General features: G+C 63.7%; 15 protein-coding genes and 3 tRNA genes. 9 read left to right on the forward strand and 9 right to left on the reverse strand.

The genetic code is table 11. From position 1 onward, the window contains the following. Positions 1-47: 47 nt before the first annotated feature. Together SPO_RS13165 and hemA are read right to left on the reverse strand one after the other, a co-directional pair. Entirely contained in the window at positions 48-1,253 is a 1,206-nt protein-coding gene (locus SPO_RS13165; RefSeq protein WP_030003230.1) for a helix-turn-helix domain-containing protein, read from the reverse strand. A 129-nt stretch (positions 1,254-1,382) separates the two neighbouring features. After that, positions 1,383-2,606, reverse strand: a complete 1,224-nt coding sequence (hemA, locus tag SPO_RS13170) for a 5-aminolevulinate synthase (RefSeq protein ID WP_011048301.1) — start codon at positions 2,604-2,606, stop codon at positions 1,383-1,385. A 319-nt stretch (positions 2,607-2,925) separates the two neighbouring features. On the opposite strand from hemA, the gene SPO_RS13175 reads away from it, so the two are divergent. Further along, on the forward strand, positions 2,926-4,314 hold the full coding sequence (locus SPO_RS13175) for a M20/M25/M40 family metallo-hydrolase (RefSeq protein WP_011048302.1): 1,389 nt from the start codon (positions 2,926-2,928) through the stop codon (positions 4,312-4,314). 28 nt (positions 4,315-4,342) lie between these two features. Here the strand turns inward: SPO_RS13175 and SPO_RS13180 are convergent, their stop codons facing one another. From SPO_RS13180 to SPO_RS13200, 5 genes are all read right to left on the reverse strand, one after another. Further along, positions 4,343-5,230 carry a glycosyltransferase family 2 protein gene (locus tag SPO_RS13180; RefSeq protein WP_158454177.1) on the reverse strand — a complete coding sequence of 296 codons (888 nt, stop codon included), beginning with the start codon at positions 5,228-5,230 and terminating at the stop codon, positions 4,343-4,345. 114 nt (positions 5,231-5,344) lie between these two features. Then, positions 5,345-5,421, reverse strand: a tRNA-Asp gene (locus tag SPO_RS13185). A 52-nt stretch (positions 5,422-5,473) separates the two neighbouring features. Next, positions 5,474-5,550 (reverse strand) — tRNA-Asp (locus SPO_RS13190). Between the two features lie 186 nt (positions 5,551-5,736). Then, on the reverse strand, positions 5,737-6,675 hold the full coding sequence (locus SPO_RS13195; protein ID WP_011048304.1) for a pirin family protein: 939 nt from the start codon (positions 6,673-6,675) through the stop codon (positions 5,737-5,739). Positions 6,676-6,774: 99 nt separating this feature from the next. After that, entirely contained in the window at positions 6,775-7,647 is an 873-nt protein-coding gene (locus tag SPO_RS13200) for a MurR/RpiR family transcriptional regulator (RefSeq protein ID WP_011048305.1), read from the reverse strand. Positions 7,648-7,751: 104 nt separating this feature from the next. Between SPO_RS13200 and SPO_RS13205 the strand changes: the two genes are divergently transcribed. The 8 genes from SPO_RS13205 to SPO_RS13240 all read left to right on the forward strand — a co-directional run bounded on the left by SPO_RS13205 (position 7,752) and on the right by SPO_RS13240 (position 16,479). Then, complete coding sequence (locus SPO_RS13205) at positions 7,752-8,537, forward strand: N-formylglutamate amidohydrolase (RefSeq protein ID WP_051420377.1); 786 nt, start codon at positions 7,752-7,754, stop codon at positions 8,535-8,537. 16 nt (positions 8,538-8,553) lie between these two features. Then, entirely contained in the window at positions 8,554-9,090 is a 537-nt protein-coding gene (locus SPO_RS13210; protein ID WP_011048307.1) for a TRAP transporter small permease subunit, read from the forward strand. A gap of 1 nt (position 9,091) precedes the next feature. After that, complete coding sequence (locus SPO_RS13215; protein ID WP_011048308.1) at positions 9,092-10,417, forward strand: TRAP transporter large permease; 1,326 nt, start codon at positions 9,092-9,094, stop codon at positions 10,415-10,417. Between the two features lie 54 nt (positions 10,418-10,471). Further along, a complete protein-coding gene (locus SPO_RS13220; RefSeq protein ID WP_011048309.1) occupies positions 10,472-11,506 on the forward strand; it encodes a TRAP transporter substrate-binding protein in 1,035 nt (344 codons plus the stop codon). Positions 11,507-11,603: 97 nt separating this feature from the next. Continuing rightward, positions 11,604-12,959: a glutamine synthetase family protein gene (locus SPO_RS13225; RefSeq protein WP_011048310.1), complete on the forward strand. Its 1,356-nt coding sequence runs from the start codon at positions 11,604-11,606 to the stop codon at positions 12,957-12,959. Between the two features lie 103 nt (positions 12,960-13,062). Further along, positions 13,063-14,439: an aldehyde dehydrogenase family protein gene (locus tag SPO_RS13230; RefSeq protein ID WP_030003231.1), complete on the forward strand. Its 1,377-nt coding sequence runs from the start codon at positions 13,063-13,065 to the stop codon at positions 14,437-14,439. A 5-nt stretch (positions 14,440-14,444) separates the two neighbouring features. Beyond that, a complete protein-coding gene (locus tag SPO_RS13235) occupies positions 14,445-15,590 on the forward strand; it encodes an iron-containing alcohol dehydrogenase (RefSeq protein ID WP_011048312.1) in 1,146 nt (381 codons plus the stop codon). 175 nt (positions 15,591-15,765) lie between these two features. Beyond that, positions 15,766-16,479, forward strand: a complete 714-nt coding sequence (locus tag SPO_RS13240; RefSeq protein WP_044028487.1) for a porin — start codon at positions 15,766-15,768, stop codon at positions 16,477-16,479. 140 nt (positions 16,480-16,619) lie between these two features. On the opposite strand, the gene SPO_RS13245 is transcribed toward SPO_RS13240, so the two are convergent. After that, a tRNA-Val gene (locus tag SPO_RS13245) sits at positions 16,620-16,694 on the reverse strand. 19 nt (positions 16,695-16,713) lie between these two features. After that, positions 16,714-17,208, reverse strand: a complete 495-nt coding sequence (locus SPO_RS13250) for an HU family DNA-binding protein (RefSeq protein WP_030003232.1) — start codon at positions 17,206-17,208, stop codon at positions 16,714-16,716. Between the last annotated feature and the right edge of the window lie 45 nt (positions 17,209-17,253).

Raw genomic sequence — 17,253 nt, forward strand, 5'->3', positions numbered from 1 at the left:
ACGGGTTGCCCCCTAGATAGGCCCCCGCGCCGGTGGCGGCAAGCGGATCAGTCCGCCGCGGCCTGTTGGGGCTGGGTGTTCTGCGCCTCGGCCACCAGCAACTGGCGCAGGGCAAAGTTCTGTTCGGCTTCCAGGTCGGCGATCTCAAACCGCTCGAAGACGGCATCCATGGACAGTTGAACGTTCTTGGTGACGGTGCCGCGCGGACCCACGGGGCCAAAATGCGCGCCGTTCATGGCAAAGTAGACGGCGCCCGATTCGCCAACCCGCAGGGTCGGCGGCTCTTCGGTCAGCGGGATCTCATAGATGCTGCCCTGCTCGACCGTGCCCAGCGTGCCTTCGAAGATCACGCTGCCATCGGCAGCGGTGACCCGCATCCAGGCCGGGCTGACAGCAACGATCTTGAGCGTCGGTTCGAGGTCTTCGACGACCTGCGGCAACAGCGCCTCGACCGCGCGCTGGGTGGCGCTCAGCTGTATTTCGGGCAGTTCGGGGGCCTGGAAGTTGCCCACGGTGCGCGGGTCCAGCGTTGCGATCGGCGCATCGCGGGCCACCAGCACCGGAACATCCAGCGCCTGCGGGCGATAAAGCCGATCCAGCGCCTCGACCGAGGGGGGCGCCATCGCGGTTTCCAGCGTGCCACCGGCGCCATTCAGCGGATCGAGATCGGACAGCACCAGCGGCGCCTGTTCGACCGGCGCCACCTGCACCTGCTGCACTTCTTTCAGAACCGACCAGCCGCCATAACCGATGCCGCCGATCAGCGCGGCCAGCACCAGGATCGAGCCGATGGCACGCGGTTCGATCTGCGACAGAAGGGAGTCGCGGCCCGGTGCAAAGGGTGTGTTGGGCGCGATGAAGGGATCGTTGCTGACAGGACGACGCTGCGCTGGGATACCGGGTTTCTTGACGCTCGAGGCCTGGGCCGACATGCCATGCGCCACCTCGAACCCGCTTTCGGCGCAGAACTGGGCGAAACAGTCATCCGGGTTCATGCCCAGATAGCGGGCATAAGAACGGACATACCCGGCGATGAAACCGGGTGTGTCAAAGGCGGATGGGTCACAATTTTCGATGGCGGCGATATAGTTGGCCTTGATCCGAAGCTCGCGCTGCACATCAAGCAGCGACTTGCCCATGGTGGCGCGTTCGCCCCGCATGGTATCGCCCAGACGCAATTCGAAATCGTCGAAGCCGCGCGGCTTCTCCTCTTCTACGTCTGCCGACTTGCGCTGAGACCTGCGCCCGATCATCCTGCCGCCCCAAGTTAGCTGTCAGATATGCCTGACAGCGCCGGGAATCGTCCCCATAACGATTCGTCCGTGCCTGTTGTTACCTCAACCCTAACATAGGGCAAAGGATTTGCACACGGGCGCGTGACTTTACCCGGCCAGTTCGGCGCGATTCAGCGCACAATGGGACCAAAGCGCGTCCATTGCATGCACCAGCTTGTCGACCTCCTTGGGCCCGTGCACCGGCGAGGGGGTAAAGCGCAGACGCTCGGTTCCGCGCGGCACGGTGGGGAAGTTGATCGGCTGCACATAGATGCCGAAATCTTCCAGCAGCATGTCGCTCAGCTTCTTGGTGTGGACCGGGTCACCCACGATCACCGGCACGATATGGCTGCCGTGGTCGATCAGCGGCAGGCCCAGCCCCTTGAGCCGCAGTTTCAGGATGCGGGCCTGGGTCTGGTGCTGATCGCGCAATTCCTGCGCGCCTTTCAGATAGGCGACCGAGGCCGCCGCCCCCGCCGCAACCGCAGGCGGCAGCGAGGTGGTAAAGATGAAGCCCGGCGCATAAGAACGTATCGCATCGCACATTTTCGCGCTGGCGGCGATATAGCCGCCCATCACGCCATAGGCCTTGGCCAGGGTGCCGTTGATGATGTCGATGCGATGGGCAAGGTTGTCGCGCTCGGTCACGCCGCCACCGCGCGGACCATACATGCCGACCGCGTGCACCTCGTCGATATAGGTGAGCGCGCCGAATTCGTCGGCAAGGTCGCAGATGTCCGCGATCGGGCCGAAATCGCCATCCATCGAATAGACCGATTCAAAAACGATGAGCTTGGGAGCGGCCGGGTCGTCGGCGGCCAGCAGCTCGCGCAGATGCGCCACGTCGTTATGGCGGAAGATGCGCTTGGCGCCACCATTGCGGCGCACACCCTCGATCATCGAGGCATGGTTGAGCGCGTCGGAATAGATGATCAGGCCGGGGAACAGCTTGGGCAGGGTGCTCAGCGTCGCGTCATTGGCGATATAGGCCGAGGTGAAAAGCAGCGCCGCCTCCTTGCCGTGCAGATCGGCCAGCTCGGCTTCGAGCCGTTTGTGATAGACGGTGGTGCCCGAAATGTTGCGGGTGCCGCCCGAACCGGCGCCAGCGGCGACCAGCGCCTCTTGCATCGCGTCCAGTACGACCGGGTTCTGGCCCATGCCCAGGTAATCGTTGCCGCACCAGACGGTGATCTCTTTCTCGCTGCCGTCCGGACGGGTCCAGACCGCGTGCGGAAAATGGCCCTTGCGCCGTTCGATGTCGATGAAGGTGCGATAGCGGCCTTCGTCGTGAAGCTTCTGAATGGCGGCGTCGAGTTTAACCGAATAGTCCACCGGATCCTCCTTCGTATCGTGCGGCCGGGTTGCGGCAGGTCAGGGTCTGCGCCACATTCGCGTTCGTGAATGGATATCTGCGGCGCATCATTTTTTCAACTGTCTACATCCGGCCCCGATGTCGCAGCCTTGACTTGGGTCAATTAGACCGCCGCTTTTACGGGGACAAGGTGGGGAGCGCCCCGATAGGCGCAAAAAACGGCAAAAGGGTGCCGTAAACCTTGCGTGCGGTTTCCCATCGGGAACGGCGGCCACTGGACAGGGCGGGCGGGACTGCTAGGCTCCGCCCCGAATATCCCGCAAGACAAGGAACCGCCCGATGTCCCTCGACGACGTCCTCTCGCGTATCGACGCCGACCTGCCCGCCGCTATCGAGCGGCTGATGGAACTGCTGCGCATCCCCTCGATCTCGACCGATCCGGCCTATGCCGAGGCCTGTGATCAGGCCGCCGACTGGCTGGTGGCCGATCTGGCCGGGATCGGTATCGCCGCCGAAAAGCGCCCCACCCCGGGCCGCCCGATGGTGGTGGGTCATGTGGAGGCCGATCATGACGACGCCCCGCATGTGCTGTTTTATGGCCATTACGACGTGCAGCCGGTCGACCCGCTGAACCTGTGGACCAGCCCGCCCTTTGAACCGCAACTGGAAGACACCCCGAACGGGCGCGTGATCCGGGGCCGCGGGTCCTCGGACGACAAGGGCCAGTTGATGACCTTTGTCGAGGCCTGTCGCGCCTGGAAGGCGGTGCATGGCACCCTGCCCTGCCGCATCACTTTTTTCTTCGAGGGCGAGGAAGAAAGCGGCTCTCCCTCGCTGGTGCCCTTCCTTCAGGCCAATGCCGAAGAGTTGAAGGCCGATATCGCGCTGGTCTGCGACACCTCGATGGTATCGCGCGGGGTGCCCTCGATTGCCGCCCAGCTGCGCGGCATGCTCAAGGATGAGTTCACCATCACCGGGCCGCGCATCGACCTGCATTCGGGCCATTACGGCGGCCCCGGCCTGAACCCGCTGCGCGAGCTGTCGCGCATCGTGACCTCGTTCTATGACCAAGAGACGGGGCGCGTTGCGGTCGAAGGCTTTTACGAAGGCGTGCACGAGGTGCCAGCCGAGCAGCTGCGCCAATGGGAAAGCTGCGGCTTTGACGAGAGTGAGTATCTGAACTCGGTCGGCTATAGTCAGGCGCATGGCGAACAGGGCTATTCCACGCTGGAACAGCAATGGGCGCGCCCGACGCTTGAGGTCAACGGGCTGTGGGGCGGCTATAACGGCGCGGGGTCCAAGACGGTGATCCCGGCCCAGGCCCATTGCAAGATCACTTGCCGGCTGGTCGGCGATCAGGACCCCGACAAGCTGCGCGTCGCGATCCGCAAACATGTCGAGGCACAGCTCAGCCCCGATGCAGGGGTGATCTGGGACAACGATCTGGAAGGATCCAAAGCCTCGGTGATGAACATCGCCCGCCCCGAGATGGAGGCCGCCCGCGGCGCGCTGTCCGACGAATGGGGCCGCGAGGCGGTGTTCACCGGCATGGGCGGCTCGATCCCGGTGGTCGGCTTCTTCAAGTCGGTGCTGGGGCTCGATTCGATGCTGGTGGGCTATGCCAATGACGACGACGCCATCCATTCGCCAAACGAGAAATACGATGTGGAAAGCTTCCACAAGGGTATCCGCTCGTGGGCGCGGATCCTGGATGCGCTGACCCGCTGATCAGCGCGACACAACCCGTGGGGCCGGCTCAGGCGCAGTCGGCCCCGCCAAACCGGACGGGCAGCATGTAAAGCTCGTCATATTCGGGCCTGTGGAAATGCCACAGCCCGTCGCCGCGCTGCTCCCAGGTGGAATACATGATCTCGCGCACATGGCTGAGGTCAAAGCTTTCAACCACCGGGCGCCGCTCGAAGGCGCTGAACACCGCATCGTCGTCGCGCCCGTCGGCGAACCATTTCGGGTTGGTGCGCACGGTGCCGTCACCGGCCACCTCCTTCTGTTTCTCGATGAAGGCGTTGCGGCGGTTGAGCGTTTCGACATAAAGCCCATAGTCGCAATACTTCATATGGAACATGTAGAGGAAATCCGGCATGTTCAGCTTTTCGTATTCGGCGTAATGGCCGCCCCGCCCGATCTTGGCGGGGCGCGATACGATACAGGGCTTGGCATAGTGCAGCGCCACCTGCGCGTGGCGGCGCGGGCCCAGGATACCGCCGCCGATATCGTCCTTTTCGCGGTCGCGCAGATGCACGATCTCAAGCCCCATCGCGGTATAGACGGTTCGCCCCGGTGCATCGTCAAGCCAGGTGCGCAGGTTCATCCCCGTCGCCGGATCGACCACCACGAATTCATCCACGTCGCAGACCAGCACATGTTTGTACCATTGCCTGAGCGCGTTCTTGAGATGGTTCTTGGTGCGCCAATGCAGCATGGTGAACTGGCTTGTCTCGATCGCGGGCACCGGAAAGATGTTGCAGCCCTGCGCCAGCTCGCGCACCAGCGGCTCGTCCCCGTGGCTGATGATATAGAGGTTGTTGCGCCCGAAAAGCCCGCCGTAATACTGCACGAAGCGGGTCAGAAAATACGCGTCGTCCCGACAGATCGTCACAACCGCCGTGTTCGAGTCCACCTTCACCAGAAACACCCCTGCCCGTTTTCCAAGGCGATACAGGAAAGCGCGCCCCACAGGCAAGAGGCGGCGGCGCACAAGGCACCGATCACCACGGAAATCAACGTTCTGTGAAAGAAGTGGCGCGGTTGACGGGGCTCGAACCCGCGACCCCCGGCGTGACAGGCCGGTACTCTAACCAACTGAGCTACAACCGCGCATTTCCTGCCCTCCGGGCCGGTCCCGGAACCTCCGGGAGGGGATCATCAGTGGCGCGGTTGACGGGGCTCGAACCCGCGACCCCCGGCGTGACAGGCCGGTACTCTAACCAACTGAGCTACAACCGCACACTGTGATCTGTCGTTCCCTGCGGAACGTTGGGGTGTATTATGGCGCGGCTCGGGCATCGTCAAGCGGGTTTCTCACTTTTTTACCCACGCGCCTGAAATTTGTCGGCACCCGCCCGGGGGTGCGGGGCGGATACCCTTTCAGTTCAACCGCTTACCGCGTCATTGGCCGGCATCCCGCCGCGCTCAGCGCGTCGGCAGCGGGGTGAATTCGCCGTCATCGCCGGGCGGCAGACGGAACCGGCCATGGCGCCAATCCCCGGCCCGCCAGGCTTCTTTTGCCGCGTCGATCCGCTCTTTCGAGCTGGCCACGAAGTTCCACCAGATATGGCGCGGCCCGCCCAGCGTGGCACCGCCCAGCAACATCAACCGTGCCCCCTGCGCCCCGGCTTTCAGGCTCAGCCGGTCGCCGGGGCGGAACACCATCATCCGGCCCGCCTCAAAGCTCTGCCCCGCCACCTCGACCGACCCTTGGGTGACATAGACACCGCGGTCCTCGTGATTGTCGGGCAGCGGCAGGGCGGTGCCGGGCGCCAGCTGCGCGTCGGCATAGAACATTTCAGAGGTGGTGGCGACCGGCGCACTCGCCCCCCAGGCGTCGCCCAGCACCAGCCGCACCTGCTTGCCCTCAGCCTCGAGCAGCGGCAGCGCGCTGGCGGGGGTATGTTCGAAACTGGCGTCGGTCTCTTCCAGATGTTCGGGCAGCGCCACCCAGGTCTGAATCCCGAACATGCTGAGCGGCGCCTGCCGGGCCGGGCCGTCGGTGCGTTCGGAATGGGTGACCCCGTTGCCCGCCACCATCCAGTTGACCGCGCCCGGCTCGATCCACTGATCGGTGCCCAGGCTGTCGCGGTGATGCAGCCGCCCCTTGTAAAGATAGGTGACGGTGGCCAGCCCGATATGGGGATGCGGGCGCACGTCGATGCCCTGCCCGGTCAGAAACTCGACCGGGCCCATCTGGTCGAAGAAGATGAACGGCCCGACCATCTGGCGGCGTGGTGCCGGCAAGGCGCGGCGTACCTCGAACCCGCCCAGATCGCGGGCACGCGGTACAATCACCGTCTCGATCGAATCCACCCCGTCGCCCAGGGGGATATCGGCATCCAGCAAGGGGTTCCAGCTCATCTCGGGCCTCCGTTCGGTTGGGATGAGGCTAAGGTAGCAGCTGATGCAAAATGCACAATTCGGAGCAATCTGCGTCTTTATGTGCGTTATTGCACAATTTTAGGTGGGGCTGCGGAACAGGCGGGTGGACGAGAACATCGCCTCCAACTCCTCGATCCGCTCCTTGCTTTCTTCCCAGCGCGCGCCCTGCACTTCGGCGATCAGCGCCTCGACGATCAGTTGCAGCGCGATGGTGCTGTCCCAGCTCGACGGCGCCTCGACCAGCCCGTTGAAGGTCAGGTCCGCCACCCGCCCGATGGGCGAGCCCCACTGATCGGTGAACAGGATGACCGTCACCCCGCGCTCGCTCGCAATCTGGGCCAGTTTCTCCAGATGCGCCTCGTAACGGCGGATGTCGAAGATCACCAGGACCGAGCTCTGATCCATGTCCAGCAGGTACTGCGGCCAGACATTGGCCGAATTGCCCAGCATGGTGACATTGGGCCGGATGATCTGCATGTGGTTATACAGATAATCCGCGTTCGAGCGGGTGATGCGCCCGCCCACAACGTAAAGCGGACGTGACGTATCGGCCAGAATCGCTGCGGCGCGGTCGAACAGTGCGGTGTCGGTCCGCTCCAGCGTGTGGCGCATATTGGCCCAGACCACCTGTGCAAAGCGCATCAGAGGATGTTCGGCGCCCTCGTCCACCACCCAGCCATCACGTTTCGAGATCGGCTTCTTGATCTGCGCCGCCACTTCCTCGCGCAGCGCGTCCTGCAGCGCGGGAAACCCGTCAAAGCCCAGCTTGCGGGCCATGCGGATCACGGTGGGGGTCGAGACACCGGCGGCAACGGCCAGCTTGGTGATCGATTGCAGCCCCCCCATCGGATAATCCTGCAACAGGATCGAGGCCAACTGACGTTCGGACCGGGTCAGTTGCTCGGTCTCGTCCTGAATGCGTTGCTTGACCAGTTTCGATGTGCCGGGCACGGGCCGCCCTTTGTTCTAACGTTTTTTACAGGTTATCCGTTTCTGTAATCATGTCTACAGAAATTTTATTGACAGAGACACAGAGGTTGTAACCAATGTTACACATGTCAAGCGATGCCGAATCTCCTTTGCTCTCCCCTGTCGAAGGCCCGCCCGCGCGGGTGCTGAACGCCCGTGGTGCCGGGCGCGGCGTGCTGGTGTGCGAACATGCCAGCCGGTTCATCCCTGCCGCGCTGTCGGGTCTGGGCCTGTCGCCCGAGGCGGCCTGCTCGCATGCGGCCTGGGATATCGGCGCCATGGATCTGGCGGTAGAGCTGGCGGGCGCACTGGACGTGCCGCTGGTCTTTTCGCGGATCAGCCGGCTGGTCTATGACTGCAACCGCCCACCCGAACGCGCCGATGCCATGCCCGCGCAAAGCGAGATCTACACCATTCCCGGCAATGCGGATCTGACTCCTGCCCAGCGCGCCCAACGCGCCGATGCGGTCTATCATCCGTTCCGGCAGTTGTTGTCGGCAACGCTCGACACCCGCGCCGCGCCGCCGGTGCTGGTCACCCTGCACAGTTTCACCCCCGTCTATCAGGGCCGCACGCGCAGTGTCGAACTGGGCATCCTGCATGACAGCGACGACCGCGCCGCCCAGCTGCTGCTGACGGCCGCGCAGGGATCGGGCCTCAGGGCCGCGCTGAACGAGCCCTATTCCGCCACCGATGGCGTGACCCATACGCTGCGCGAACACGCCATCGCACGGGGCCTGCCCAATGTGATGATCGAGGTCAGGAACGACCTGATCGACACGCCCGCAGGCGTCAACCGCATCACCGGGCTGCTGGCCCCGATGCTGGCCGGGATGATCGACACCCTGGCTCCGTCAGAGGCAGAAGCATGATCGGAGGCATCCCGAAATGACCGCGCTGCGCGCCTATATCCGCATCGTCGACCGGATGAACCGCTGGATCGGGCGGCTGGTCATGTATGGCATCTTCGTGATGATGGCGATCCTGCTGTGGTCCAGCTTTTCCAAGGTCGGCAGCGATCTGGGCTTTGATATCAACCCCTCGCTCTGGACGCTGGAAATGGCGCAATTTGCCATGGTCGCCTATTACATCCTGGGCGGCCCCTATTCGATCCAGATGGGATCGAATGTGCGGATGGACCTGCTCTATGGCGAATGGTCGGACCGGCGCAAGGCCTGGACCGACGCGATCACCGTGCTGTTCCTGATCTTCTATCTCGGCGTGCTCCTTTATGGCGGCTATGACAGCCTCAGCTATTCCTTCCAGTATGGCGAGCGCAGCCCGACCGCCTGGCGCCCGGTGCTGTGGCCGATCAAGACCATCATGTGCGCGGGCCTCTTTCTGATGCTGCTGCAAGCCCTGTCCGAACTGGCCAAGGACATCCTGCGGATCCGTGGCGAACACATCCCGCGCGAGGTGATCTGAGATGTCCTATGAATTGATCGCCATCCTGATGTTTTCCACCATGATGGTGATGCTGATGACCGGCCAGCGCGTGTTCGGCGCCATCGGTTTTGTCGCGGTGCTGGCCTCGCTGCTGTTGTGGGGCGACCGGGGCGGGTATGACATCGGCTTTTCGGCGGCGATGAAGCTGATGAAATGGTATCCGCTGCTGACCCTGCCGATGTTCATCTTCATGGGCTACGTGCTGTCGGAATCCAAGATCGCCGACGATCTCTACAAGATGTTCCATGTCTGGATGGGCGGCCTTAACGGCGGGCTGGCCATCGGCACCATCGGGCTGATGGTGCTAATCTCGGCGATGAACGGGCTGTCGGTGGCGGGCATGGCCATCGGTGCCACCATCGCCCTGCCCGAGCTGTTGAAACGCGGCTACGACAAGAAGATGGTCACGGGGGTCATTCAGGCCGGGTCCAGTCTGGGGATCCTGGTGCCCCCTTCGGTGGTGCTGGTGCTTTACGCGATGATCGCGCGCCAGCCGGTGGGCCAGCTGTGGCTGGCGGGCGTGTTGCCGGGCCTGATGATGGCGGCCATGTTCATCCTCTATATCGCGATCCGCTGCCGGCTGAACCCGGCCCTTGGCCCGGCGCTGTCACCCGAGGAGCGTGACGTGCCGATGGGCGAGAAACTGCGCCTGTTGCGCGCGGGCCTGCTGCCGCTGGGTATCTTTGCCGCGATGATGGTGCCCTTTGTCAACGGCTGGACCTCATTGGTGGAAAGCTCGGCCATCGGCGCGCTGACGGCCTTTCTGGCCGCCGTGTTCAAGGGCCGGATGAACCGTCAGGTGTTCGAGACCTCGGTCCGCTCCACCTTGGGTATCTCGTGCATGTTCATGTGGATCATCCTGGCCGCACTTGCCTTTGGCGCGGTGTTCGATGGGCTGGGCGCGGTCAAGGCGATCGAGGATCTGTTCACCGAGCGGCTGGGGCTGAACCCCTGGGTCATCCTGATCCTGATGCAGCTCAGCTTCATCATCATGGGCACCTTTCTAGACGATACCGCGATGCTGGTGATCGTGGCGCCGCTGTACGTGCCGCTGGTGGGCGCGCTGGGGTTCGACCTGATCTGGTACGGCGTGCTTTATACGATCACCACCCAGATCGCCTATATGACGCCGCCGTTTGGCTATAACCTGTTCCTGATGCGGGCCATGGCGCCGCCCGAGATCACCCTGCGCGACATCTATGGCTCGATCCTGCCCTTCGTGCTGGTGATGACCCTGGCGCTGGCGATCATCATGATCTTTCCGCAGATCGCGCTGTGGCTGCCCGAGACTGTCTACAACAAGTGATCCCGGAATGAACCGGGGCATCCAATCCACCCTTTTGCAATTGGGAGAGAACCGATGACCACAAGACGCAAGTTTATCACCACCGCCGCCGTTGGCGCGGCGGCCGCGCCGCTCGCCACCCCGGCGCTGGCGCAATCGACGATCAAATGGCGCATGCAGACCTATGCGGGCCCGGCGCTGGCCGCCCATGTGATCGACCCCGCCATTGCCATGTTCAACAAGATCGCCGGCGACCGCATGCAGATCGAGCTGTTCTATGCCGATCAGCTGGTCCCGACGGGCGAGCTGTTCCGCGCTATGCAGCGCGGCACCATCGACGCGGTGCAGTCCGATGACGACTCGATGGCCTCGCCCACCGAGGTCACCGTGTTCGGCGGTTATTTCCCCTTTGCCTCGCGCTACTCGCTGGACGTGCCGGTGCTGTTCAACCAGTACGGGCTGAACGAGATCTGGGACGCGGAGTATTCCAAGGTCGGCGTCAAGCATATCAGCGCCGGCGCCTGGGACCCCTGCCATTTCGCCACCAAAGACCCGATCAACAGCCTGGCCGACTTGAACGGCAAACGCGTCTTTACCTTCCCCACCGCCGGCCGCTTCCTGGCACAGTTCGGCGTAGTGCCGGTCACCCTGCCGTGGGAAGATATCGAGGTCGCGGTGCAAACCGGCGAGCTTGATGGCATCGCCTGGTCGGGCATCACCGAGGATTACACGGTCGGCTGGGCCGATGTGACCAATTACTTCCTGACCAACAATATCTCGGGCGCCTGGGCCGGCAGCTTCTTTGCCAACATGGACCGCTGGAACGAACTGCCCGAGGATCTGCAAACCCTGTTCCGGGTCTGCTGCGATCAGTCGCATTACTATCGCCAGTGGTGGTATTGGGGCGGCGAGGCAAGCCTGCGCGTCAATGGCACCAAGATGCAGCTGACCTCGATCCCGGATGCCGAATGGGCGCAGGTCGAAGCGGCGGCAGTCAAGTTCTGGGACGAGATCGCGGCGGAATCCGAGACCAAGGCCAAGGTTGTCGAGATCTTCAAGAAGTATAACGCCGACATGGCCAAGGCCGGGCGGCCCTATCGCTACGGCTAAATCACAGACCCGGCCCGCCGCCCCTTGCGGCGGGCCGGTCTCCGCGACAGAATTTTCGACGAAAATTCTTGACCCCACCCAATCCAAAGGTCGTGACATGCTCACATTCGAAACGCTGAAAGCCCAGGTTGCCGCAGGCACCGTCGACACGGTTCTGGTCTGCCTGGTCGACATGCAGGGCCGCCTGATGGGCAAGCGGTTCCATGCACAGAACTTCCTCGACAGCGCCTATGAGGAAACCCATTGCTGCAACTACCTGCTGGCCACCGATCTGGAGATGGCCACGCCGGACGGCTATCGCGCCACCTCGTGGCAGGCCGGCTATGGCGATTACGTGATGAAGCCCGATCTGAGCACGCTGCGCCCCCTGCCCTGGCTCGAAGGTACGGTGATGGTGCTGTGCGACGTGCTGGATCACCACAGCCATGAACCGGTGCCACATTCGCCGCGCCAGGTCCTGAAGGCGCAGATCGCCCGCGCCGAGGCGCTGGGGCTGACGCCGATGATGGCGACCGAACTGGAATTCTTTCTGTTCGAGGGCACGTTCGACGAGATCCGCAAGACCGGCTATCGCAACCTGACCCCGATCTCGGGCTATAACGAGGATTACCACATCCTGCAGACCAGCAAGGAAGAGCATGTGATGCGCCCGCTGCGCAACCATCTCTTCGCCGCCGGCATCCCGGTCGAGAACACCAAGGGCGAGGCCGAGGCAGGCCAGGAAGAACTGAACATCCGCTATGCCGACGCGCTGGCCTGTGCCGATCACCACACGATCGCCAAACATGCCACCAAGGAGATCGCCCATCAGCATGGCCATGCCGCCAGCTTTCTGCCGAAATGGCACCATGACCGGGTCGGCAGCGCCAGCCATGTGCACCTGTCGCTGTGGCGCGGGTCGGAACCCGCCTTCTACGACAAGGATGCACCGCACGGGCTGAGCGAGCTGGGCCGCCAGTTCTGCGCCGGGATGATCCGCTATGCGCCCGACTACACCTTCTTCCTGGCGCCTTACGTGAACAGCTACAAACGCTTCATGAAGGGCACTTTTGCGCCCACCAAGACCGTCTGGTCGGTGGACAACCGCACCGCCGGGTTCCGCATGTGCGCCGAAGGCACCAAGGGTGTACGGATGGAATGCCGCATCGGCGGCTCGGACCTGAACCCCTATCTGGCGCAGGCGGCCCTGCTGGCGGCAGGCCTGCAAGGCATCGAGGAGAAGCTGGAGCTGGCGCCCCCCACCAGCGGCGATGTCTATGACAATGCCGAGGCGGGCGAGATCCCGCGCAGCCTGCGCGATGCGGTCGGCACGCTGGACGGCTCGGCCATGCTGCGCGCGGCGATGGGCGATTGGGTGATCGACCATTACACCCGCTGCGCCCAATGGGAGCAGGAGGAATTCGACCGCGTGGTGACCGATTGGGAAATCGCGCGCGGTTTCGAGAAAGCCTGAAGCGGTGGGCAAATGGGGGGCCAGCCCCCCCACGCCCCCCGGAGTATTTTGAACCAGAAAGAAGACAGGGGTGGCTTATGCCCCCCGAAACTGGAGTTCGGTCATGACAAGAACCGTGCAATGCATCTCGCCGATCGACGGATCGGTCTATCTGGAGCGGCCCGCGGCCACGCGTGAGGCGGCCATGGACGCCGCCGAGCGCGCCCGCGCCGCGCAAGCCGCTTGGGCAGCACGCCCCCTGGCCGAGCGCGTGGCGCTGGTGCTGGCGGCGGTGGCCGAGGTGGGCAAGACCACCGACCGCATGGCGGTGGAACTGGCCCATCAGATGGGCCGCCCGGTCCGCTATGGCGGCGAGTTCGGCGGTTTCAACGAGCGCGCCACCTATATGGCCCGGATCGCCGAAAGCGCGCTGGCGCCGCTGGTGGTCGAGGACAGCGACGCCTTTCTGCGCAAGATCGAGCGCGAGCCCTTTGGCGTGGTGCTGGTGGTGGCGCCCTGGAACTATCCCTATATGACCGCGATCAACACGGTCGCGCCCGCGCTGATGGCGGGCAATACGGTGATCCTGAAACATGCCGCCCAGACCCTGCAGGTGGGCGAGCGCATGGCTGAGGCATTCCATGCTGCGGGCATCCCCGAGGATGTGTTCCAGAACATCGTGCTGGACCATGACACCACCGCCGAGCTGATTTCTCGCCGCAAGGTCAATTTCGTCAATTTCACCGGCTCGGTCCGGGGCGGTCAGGCGATGGAACGCGCCGCCGCCGGCACCTTTATCCCCGTCTCGACCGAGCTGGGCGGCAAGGACCCGGGCTATGTCCGCGCCGATGCCGATCTGGATGCCGCTGTCGACACGCTGATCGACGGGGCCATGTTCAACTCGGGCCAGTGCTGTTGCGGGATCGAGCGGATCTATGTGCATACCAGCCTGTTCAACGCCTTTGTCGACAAGGCGGTGGCGCTGGTGAACAGCTACAAGCTGGGCAATCCGCTGGACCCCGAGACCACCATCGGGCCGATGGCCAATGTCCGCTTTGCCCAGGTGGCGCGCGACCAGATCGAGGATGCCATCGCCAAGGGCGCAACCGCCCATATCGAGCGGTTCGCACAGGATGACGGCGGCGCCTATCTGACGCCGCAGATCCTGACCAATGTCACCCATGACATGGAGATCATGCGCGAAGAGACATTCGGACCCGTCGTCGGCATCATGCCCGTCGCCGATGACGAAGAGGCGATTGCGCTGATGAACGACTGCCAGTTCGGGCTGACCGCCTCGATCTGGACCCGCGACACCGCCCGCGCCAACGAGATCGGCAGGCGGCTGGAAACCGGCACCGTGTTCATGAACCGCTGCGATTACCTTGACCCCGCGCTTTGCTGGACCGGCTGCAAGGATACCGGTCGCGGCGCAGGCCTGTCCGTGCTGGGCTTTCACGCCCTGACCCGTCCCAAATCCTATCACCTGAAGAAGGCTTGAAGCCCATGAAACTTGTTGGCAACTGGTCCTATCCCACCGCCATCCGCTTTGGCGCGGGGCGGATCGCCGAAATCGCCGAGGCCTGCAAGGCCGCCGGTATCTCCAAACCGCTGCTGGTCACCGACAAGGGGCTGGCCGCGATGGAAATCACCACCCGCACGCTCGACCTGATGGAGGCCGCGGGCCTGGGCCGGGCGATGTTTTCCGAGGTTGATCCCAACCCGACCGAGCGCAATGTCGAGGCCGGGTTGAAGGTCTATCGCGAGGGCGGCTATGACGGGGTGATCGCCTTTGGCGGCGGCTCGGGGCTCGATCTGGGCAAGACGCTGGCCTTCATGGCAGGCCAGACCCGCCCGCTCTGGGATTTCGAGGATATCGGCGACTGGTGGACCCGCGCCGACCCGGCAGGCATTCACCCGATCGTCGCCGTGCCCACCACCGCCGGGACCGGATCGGAAGTGGGCCGCGCGGGCGTGATCACCAATTCCGACAGCCATGAGAAAAAGATCATCTTCCACCCGCTGATGCTGCCCAAGGTGGTGATCTGCGACCCGGAACTGACCGTGGGCATGCCGAAATTCATCACCGCCGGTACCGGGCTTGATGCCTTTGCCCATTGCGTCGAGGCCTATTGCTCGCCCCATTACCACCCGATGAGCCAGGGCATCGCGCTGGAAGGCATGCGACTGGTCAAGGAATACCTGCCCCGCGCCTATGCCGATGGGTCCGACCTTGAGGCGCGCGCGCATATGATGTCGGCCGCCGCCATGGGCGCCACCGCGTTCCAGAAAGGGCTGGGCGCCATCCATGCGCTGTCGCACCCCATCGGCGCACATCACCACACCCACCACGGCACCACCAACGCGGTCTGCATGCCCGCCGTGCTGCAATTCAACCGCCCCGCTGTCGAGGGCGTGCTGGCACAGGCCGCCGCCTATCTGGGCATCGCGGGCGGGTTCGACGGGTTCGCGGCCTATGTCGACGAGTTGAATACCTCGCTCGGCATCCCGAAAACCCTGACAGACCTGGGCGTCAAGGATCCCAACCTCGACGTGCTGGTGCGCGACGCGCTGAACGATCCCTCGACCGGCGGCAACCCGGTAACGATGACGGCAGAGAACACCCGCCCGCTGCTGGAATCGCTGTTCTGATCCGCGCGCCGGGCGGGGTGCTTTGCCCCTGCCCGGCAGTACCGGACCTGACGCCAACAGGATTCCGCCCGCATAATCAAGGACCTTTACCTGATTCGGCGTGATGTATATGATTCCGCCAGAGAGCGCGCAAAGCGCCCGCGCACCCCTGCGCATCAGGCATAGGAGCAGCAGCATGAAACTCCGCGTGGCAGCGGCGGTACTGGCGGTCGGCCTGGCCCCAGCCAACCTTTCGGCACAGAGCCTTGTCGGCGCCAATGTCGACATCAACCACTATCAGTTCACCAGCAAGTCGAAGGGCGCGCGACAGGCGCTGCAAGGTTCGTTCGAACTGGGTCTGGGCAGTTCGGTCTCGACCCAGCTTGACGTCGGGTATTACAAGTTCGACCAGATCGGCGGCAGCGGCCGCAGCGCCACGCTGCATGGCATCTACCAGTTCGGCTATGGCGGCGCCGTGGGCGGGTTCTGGGGGACCGAGGATGGCGGCGGCATCGACCGCAACTTCTATGGGCTCGAAGCGGTCTATGATTTCTCTGCAATCCGGCTTGAGGGGTATTTCTCGCGCGGTCGTGTGCAGGGGGCCAATGCCACCCTGCTGGGCGGCAAGATCAGCAGCGATGTGGGCAGCGGCCCGCTGAGCCTGAACGCCAGCGTCGATTTCATGGACAACAAGAGCGGCGCCAACATGACCCGCATGGCCATCGGCGCCGATTACGGCCTGGGCAGCGGCGTCAACCTTTATGGCGAGATCGGAACCGGCAATGCCCGGGTGGCCAATTTCAGCAACAACGACGCCTTTGTCGGGGTCGGCCTGCGGTTTGACCTGGGTGAGCGTCCCGGCACCACGTTCGGGCGCCGCGCCCTGCTCGACCGCCTGCCCGGCCTCTGATCCGGTACAACCGCGCAAATGGCCCCTTCTGGAACACCCAGTGGGGGCCATTTTCTTTGGTAAGTCACATCAGGTACCTGACGCAACCGCATGCGACACAACGAAAAACCGCCGAGTTTTCACTCGGCGGCTCCGAATTCTGGTGGGTGATAAGAGATTTGAACTCCTGACATCTTCGATGTGAACGAAGCGCTCTACCACTGAGCTAATCACCCGTGAGGCAGGCTTTTAGCGTCACTCGGCAGCCTCTGCAAGAGGGTCCGCATCAAGTTTTTCGACTTCTTCCTCTGCCTGGGTGCTGCGGCGCAATTTGCAGATGATCACCTGCCCGTTGCCCTTGTCCGCCGAGCGGTTCACCTTGAGTTTGCCCAGCGGTTGCAGGTTCAGGTCGCGCTCTTGCGAGATCGCCTCGCCCAGGATCGCAAGCATCGCCTCGACAGCGGGTTTGACGAACTTCTTCTTCACGTCCGAGCGCGCAACGACCAGGTCGATCAACTCGCGCTTGCGCAACTCGTTGCCGCTGTCCTGGTCGTCGTCATCCTCGGCGCGCACCACTTCGGGCAGCGGCGTGTCCAGCGCTTCGGCGATGTCGACCGGCATCATCTCTGCCTCGGCCGGCTCGGCCTCTGTCGGGGCGGCCGCGGTCTTGGCCGCAGTCTTGGCGCCGGTGCTGCGGCGGGTGGTGGTTTTGCGCGTGGTGGTTGCCGTCCGTGTACTGCGTTTTGCCATTTGGTGCCCCGTTGTTTTGTTTTCGGCAGCTTAGCCAGTTGTTTC

It is taken from the genome of Ruegeria pomeroyi DSS-3 (assembly GCF_000011965.2).
Lineage (GTDB): Bacteria > Pseudomonadota > Alphaproteobacteria > Rhodobacterales > Rhodobacteraceae > Ruegeria_B > Ruegeria_B pomeroyi.

Excerpts from the sequence above, each read along its gene's own strand:
- SPO_RS13165 (WP_030003230.1), bottom strand. The coding sequence starts at position 1,253 with ATGATCGGGCGCAGGTCTCAGCGCAAGTCGGCAGACGTAGAAGAGGAG.
- SPO_RS13175 (WP_011048302.1), top strand. The coding sequence starts at position 2,926 with ATGTCCCTCGACGACGTCCTCTCGCGTATCGACGCCGACCTGCCCGCC.
- SPO_RS13195 (WP_011048304.1), bottom strand. The coding sequence starts at position 6,675 with ATGAGCTGGAACCCCTTGCTGGATGCCGATATCCCCCTGGGCGACGGG.
- SPO_RS13205 (WP_051420377.1), top strand. The coding sequence starts at position 7,752 with ATGTCAAGCGATGCCGAATCTCCTTTGCTCTCCCCTGTCGAAGGCCCG.
- SPO_RS13210 (WP_011048307.1), top strand. The coding sequence starts at position 8,554 with ATGACCGCGCTGCGCGCCTATATCCGCATCGTCGACCGGATGAACCGC.
- SPO_RS13215 (WP_011048308.1), top strand. The coding sequence starts at position 9,092 with ATGTCCTATGAATTGATCGCCATCCTGATGTTTTCCACCATGATGGTG.
- SPO_RS13220 (WP_011048309.1), top strand. The coding sequence starts at position 10,472 with ATGACCACAAGACGCAAGTTTATCACCACCGCCGCCGTTGGCGCGGCG.
- SPO_RS13225 (WP_011048310.1), top strand. The coding sequence starts at position 11,604 with ATGCTCACATTCGAAACGCTGAAAGCCCAGGTTGCCGCAGGCACCGTC.
- SPO_RS13230 (WP_030003231.1), top strand. The coding sequence starts at position 13,063 with ATGACAAGAACCGTGCAATGCATCTCGCCGATCGACGGATCGGTCTAT.
- SPO_RS13235 (WP_011048312.1), top strand. The coding sequence starts at position 14,445 with ATGAAACTTGTTGGCAACTGGTCCTATCCCACCGCCATCCGCTTTGGC.
- SPO_RS13240 (WP_044028487.1), top strand. The coding sequence starts at position 15,766 with ATGAAACTCCGCGTGGCAGCGGCGGTACTGGCGGTCGGCCTGGCCCCA.
- SPO_RS13250 (WP_030003232.1), bottom strand. The coding sequence starts at position 17,208 with ATGGCAAAACGCAGTACACGGACGGCAACCACCACGCGCAAAACCACC.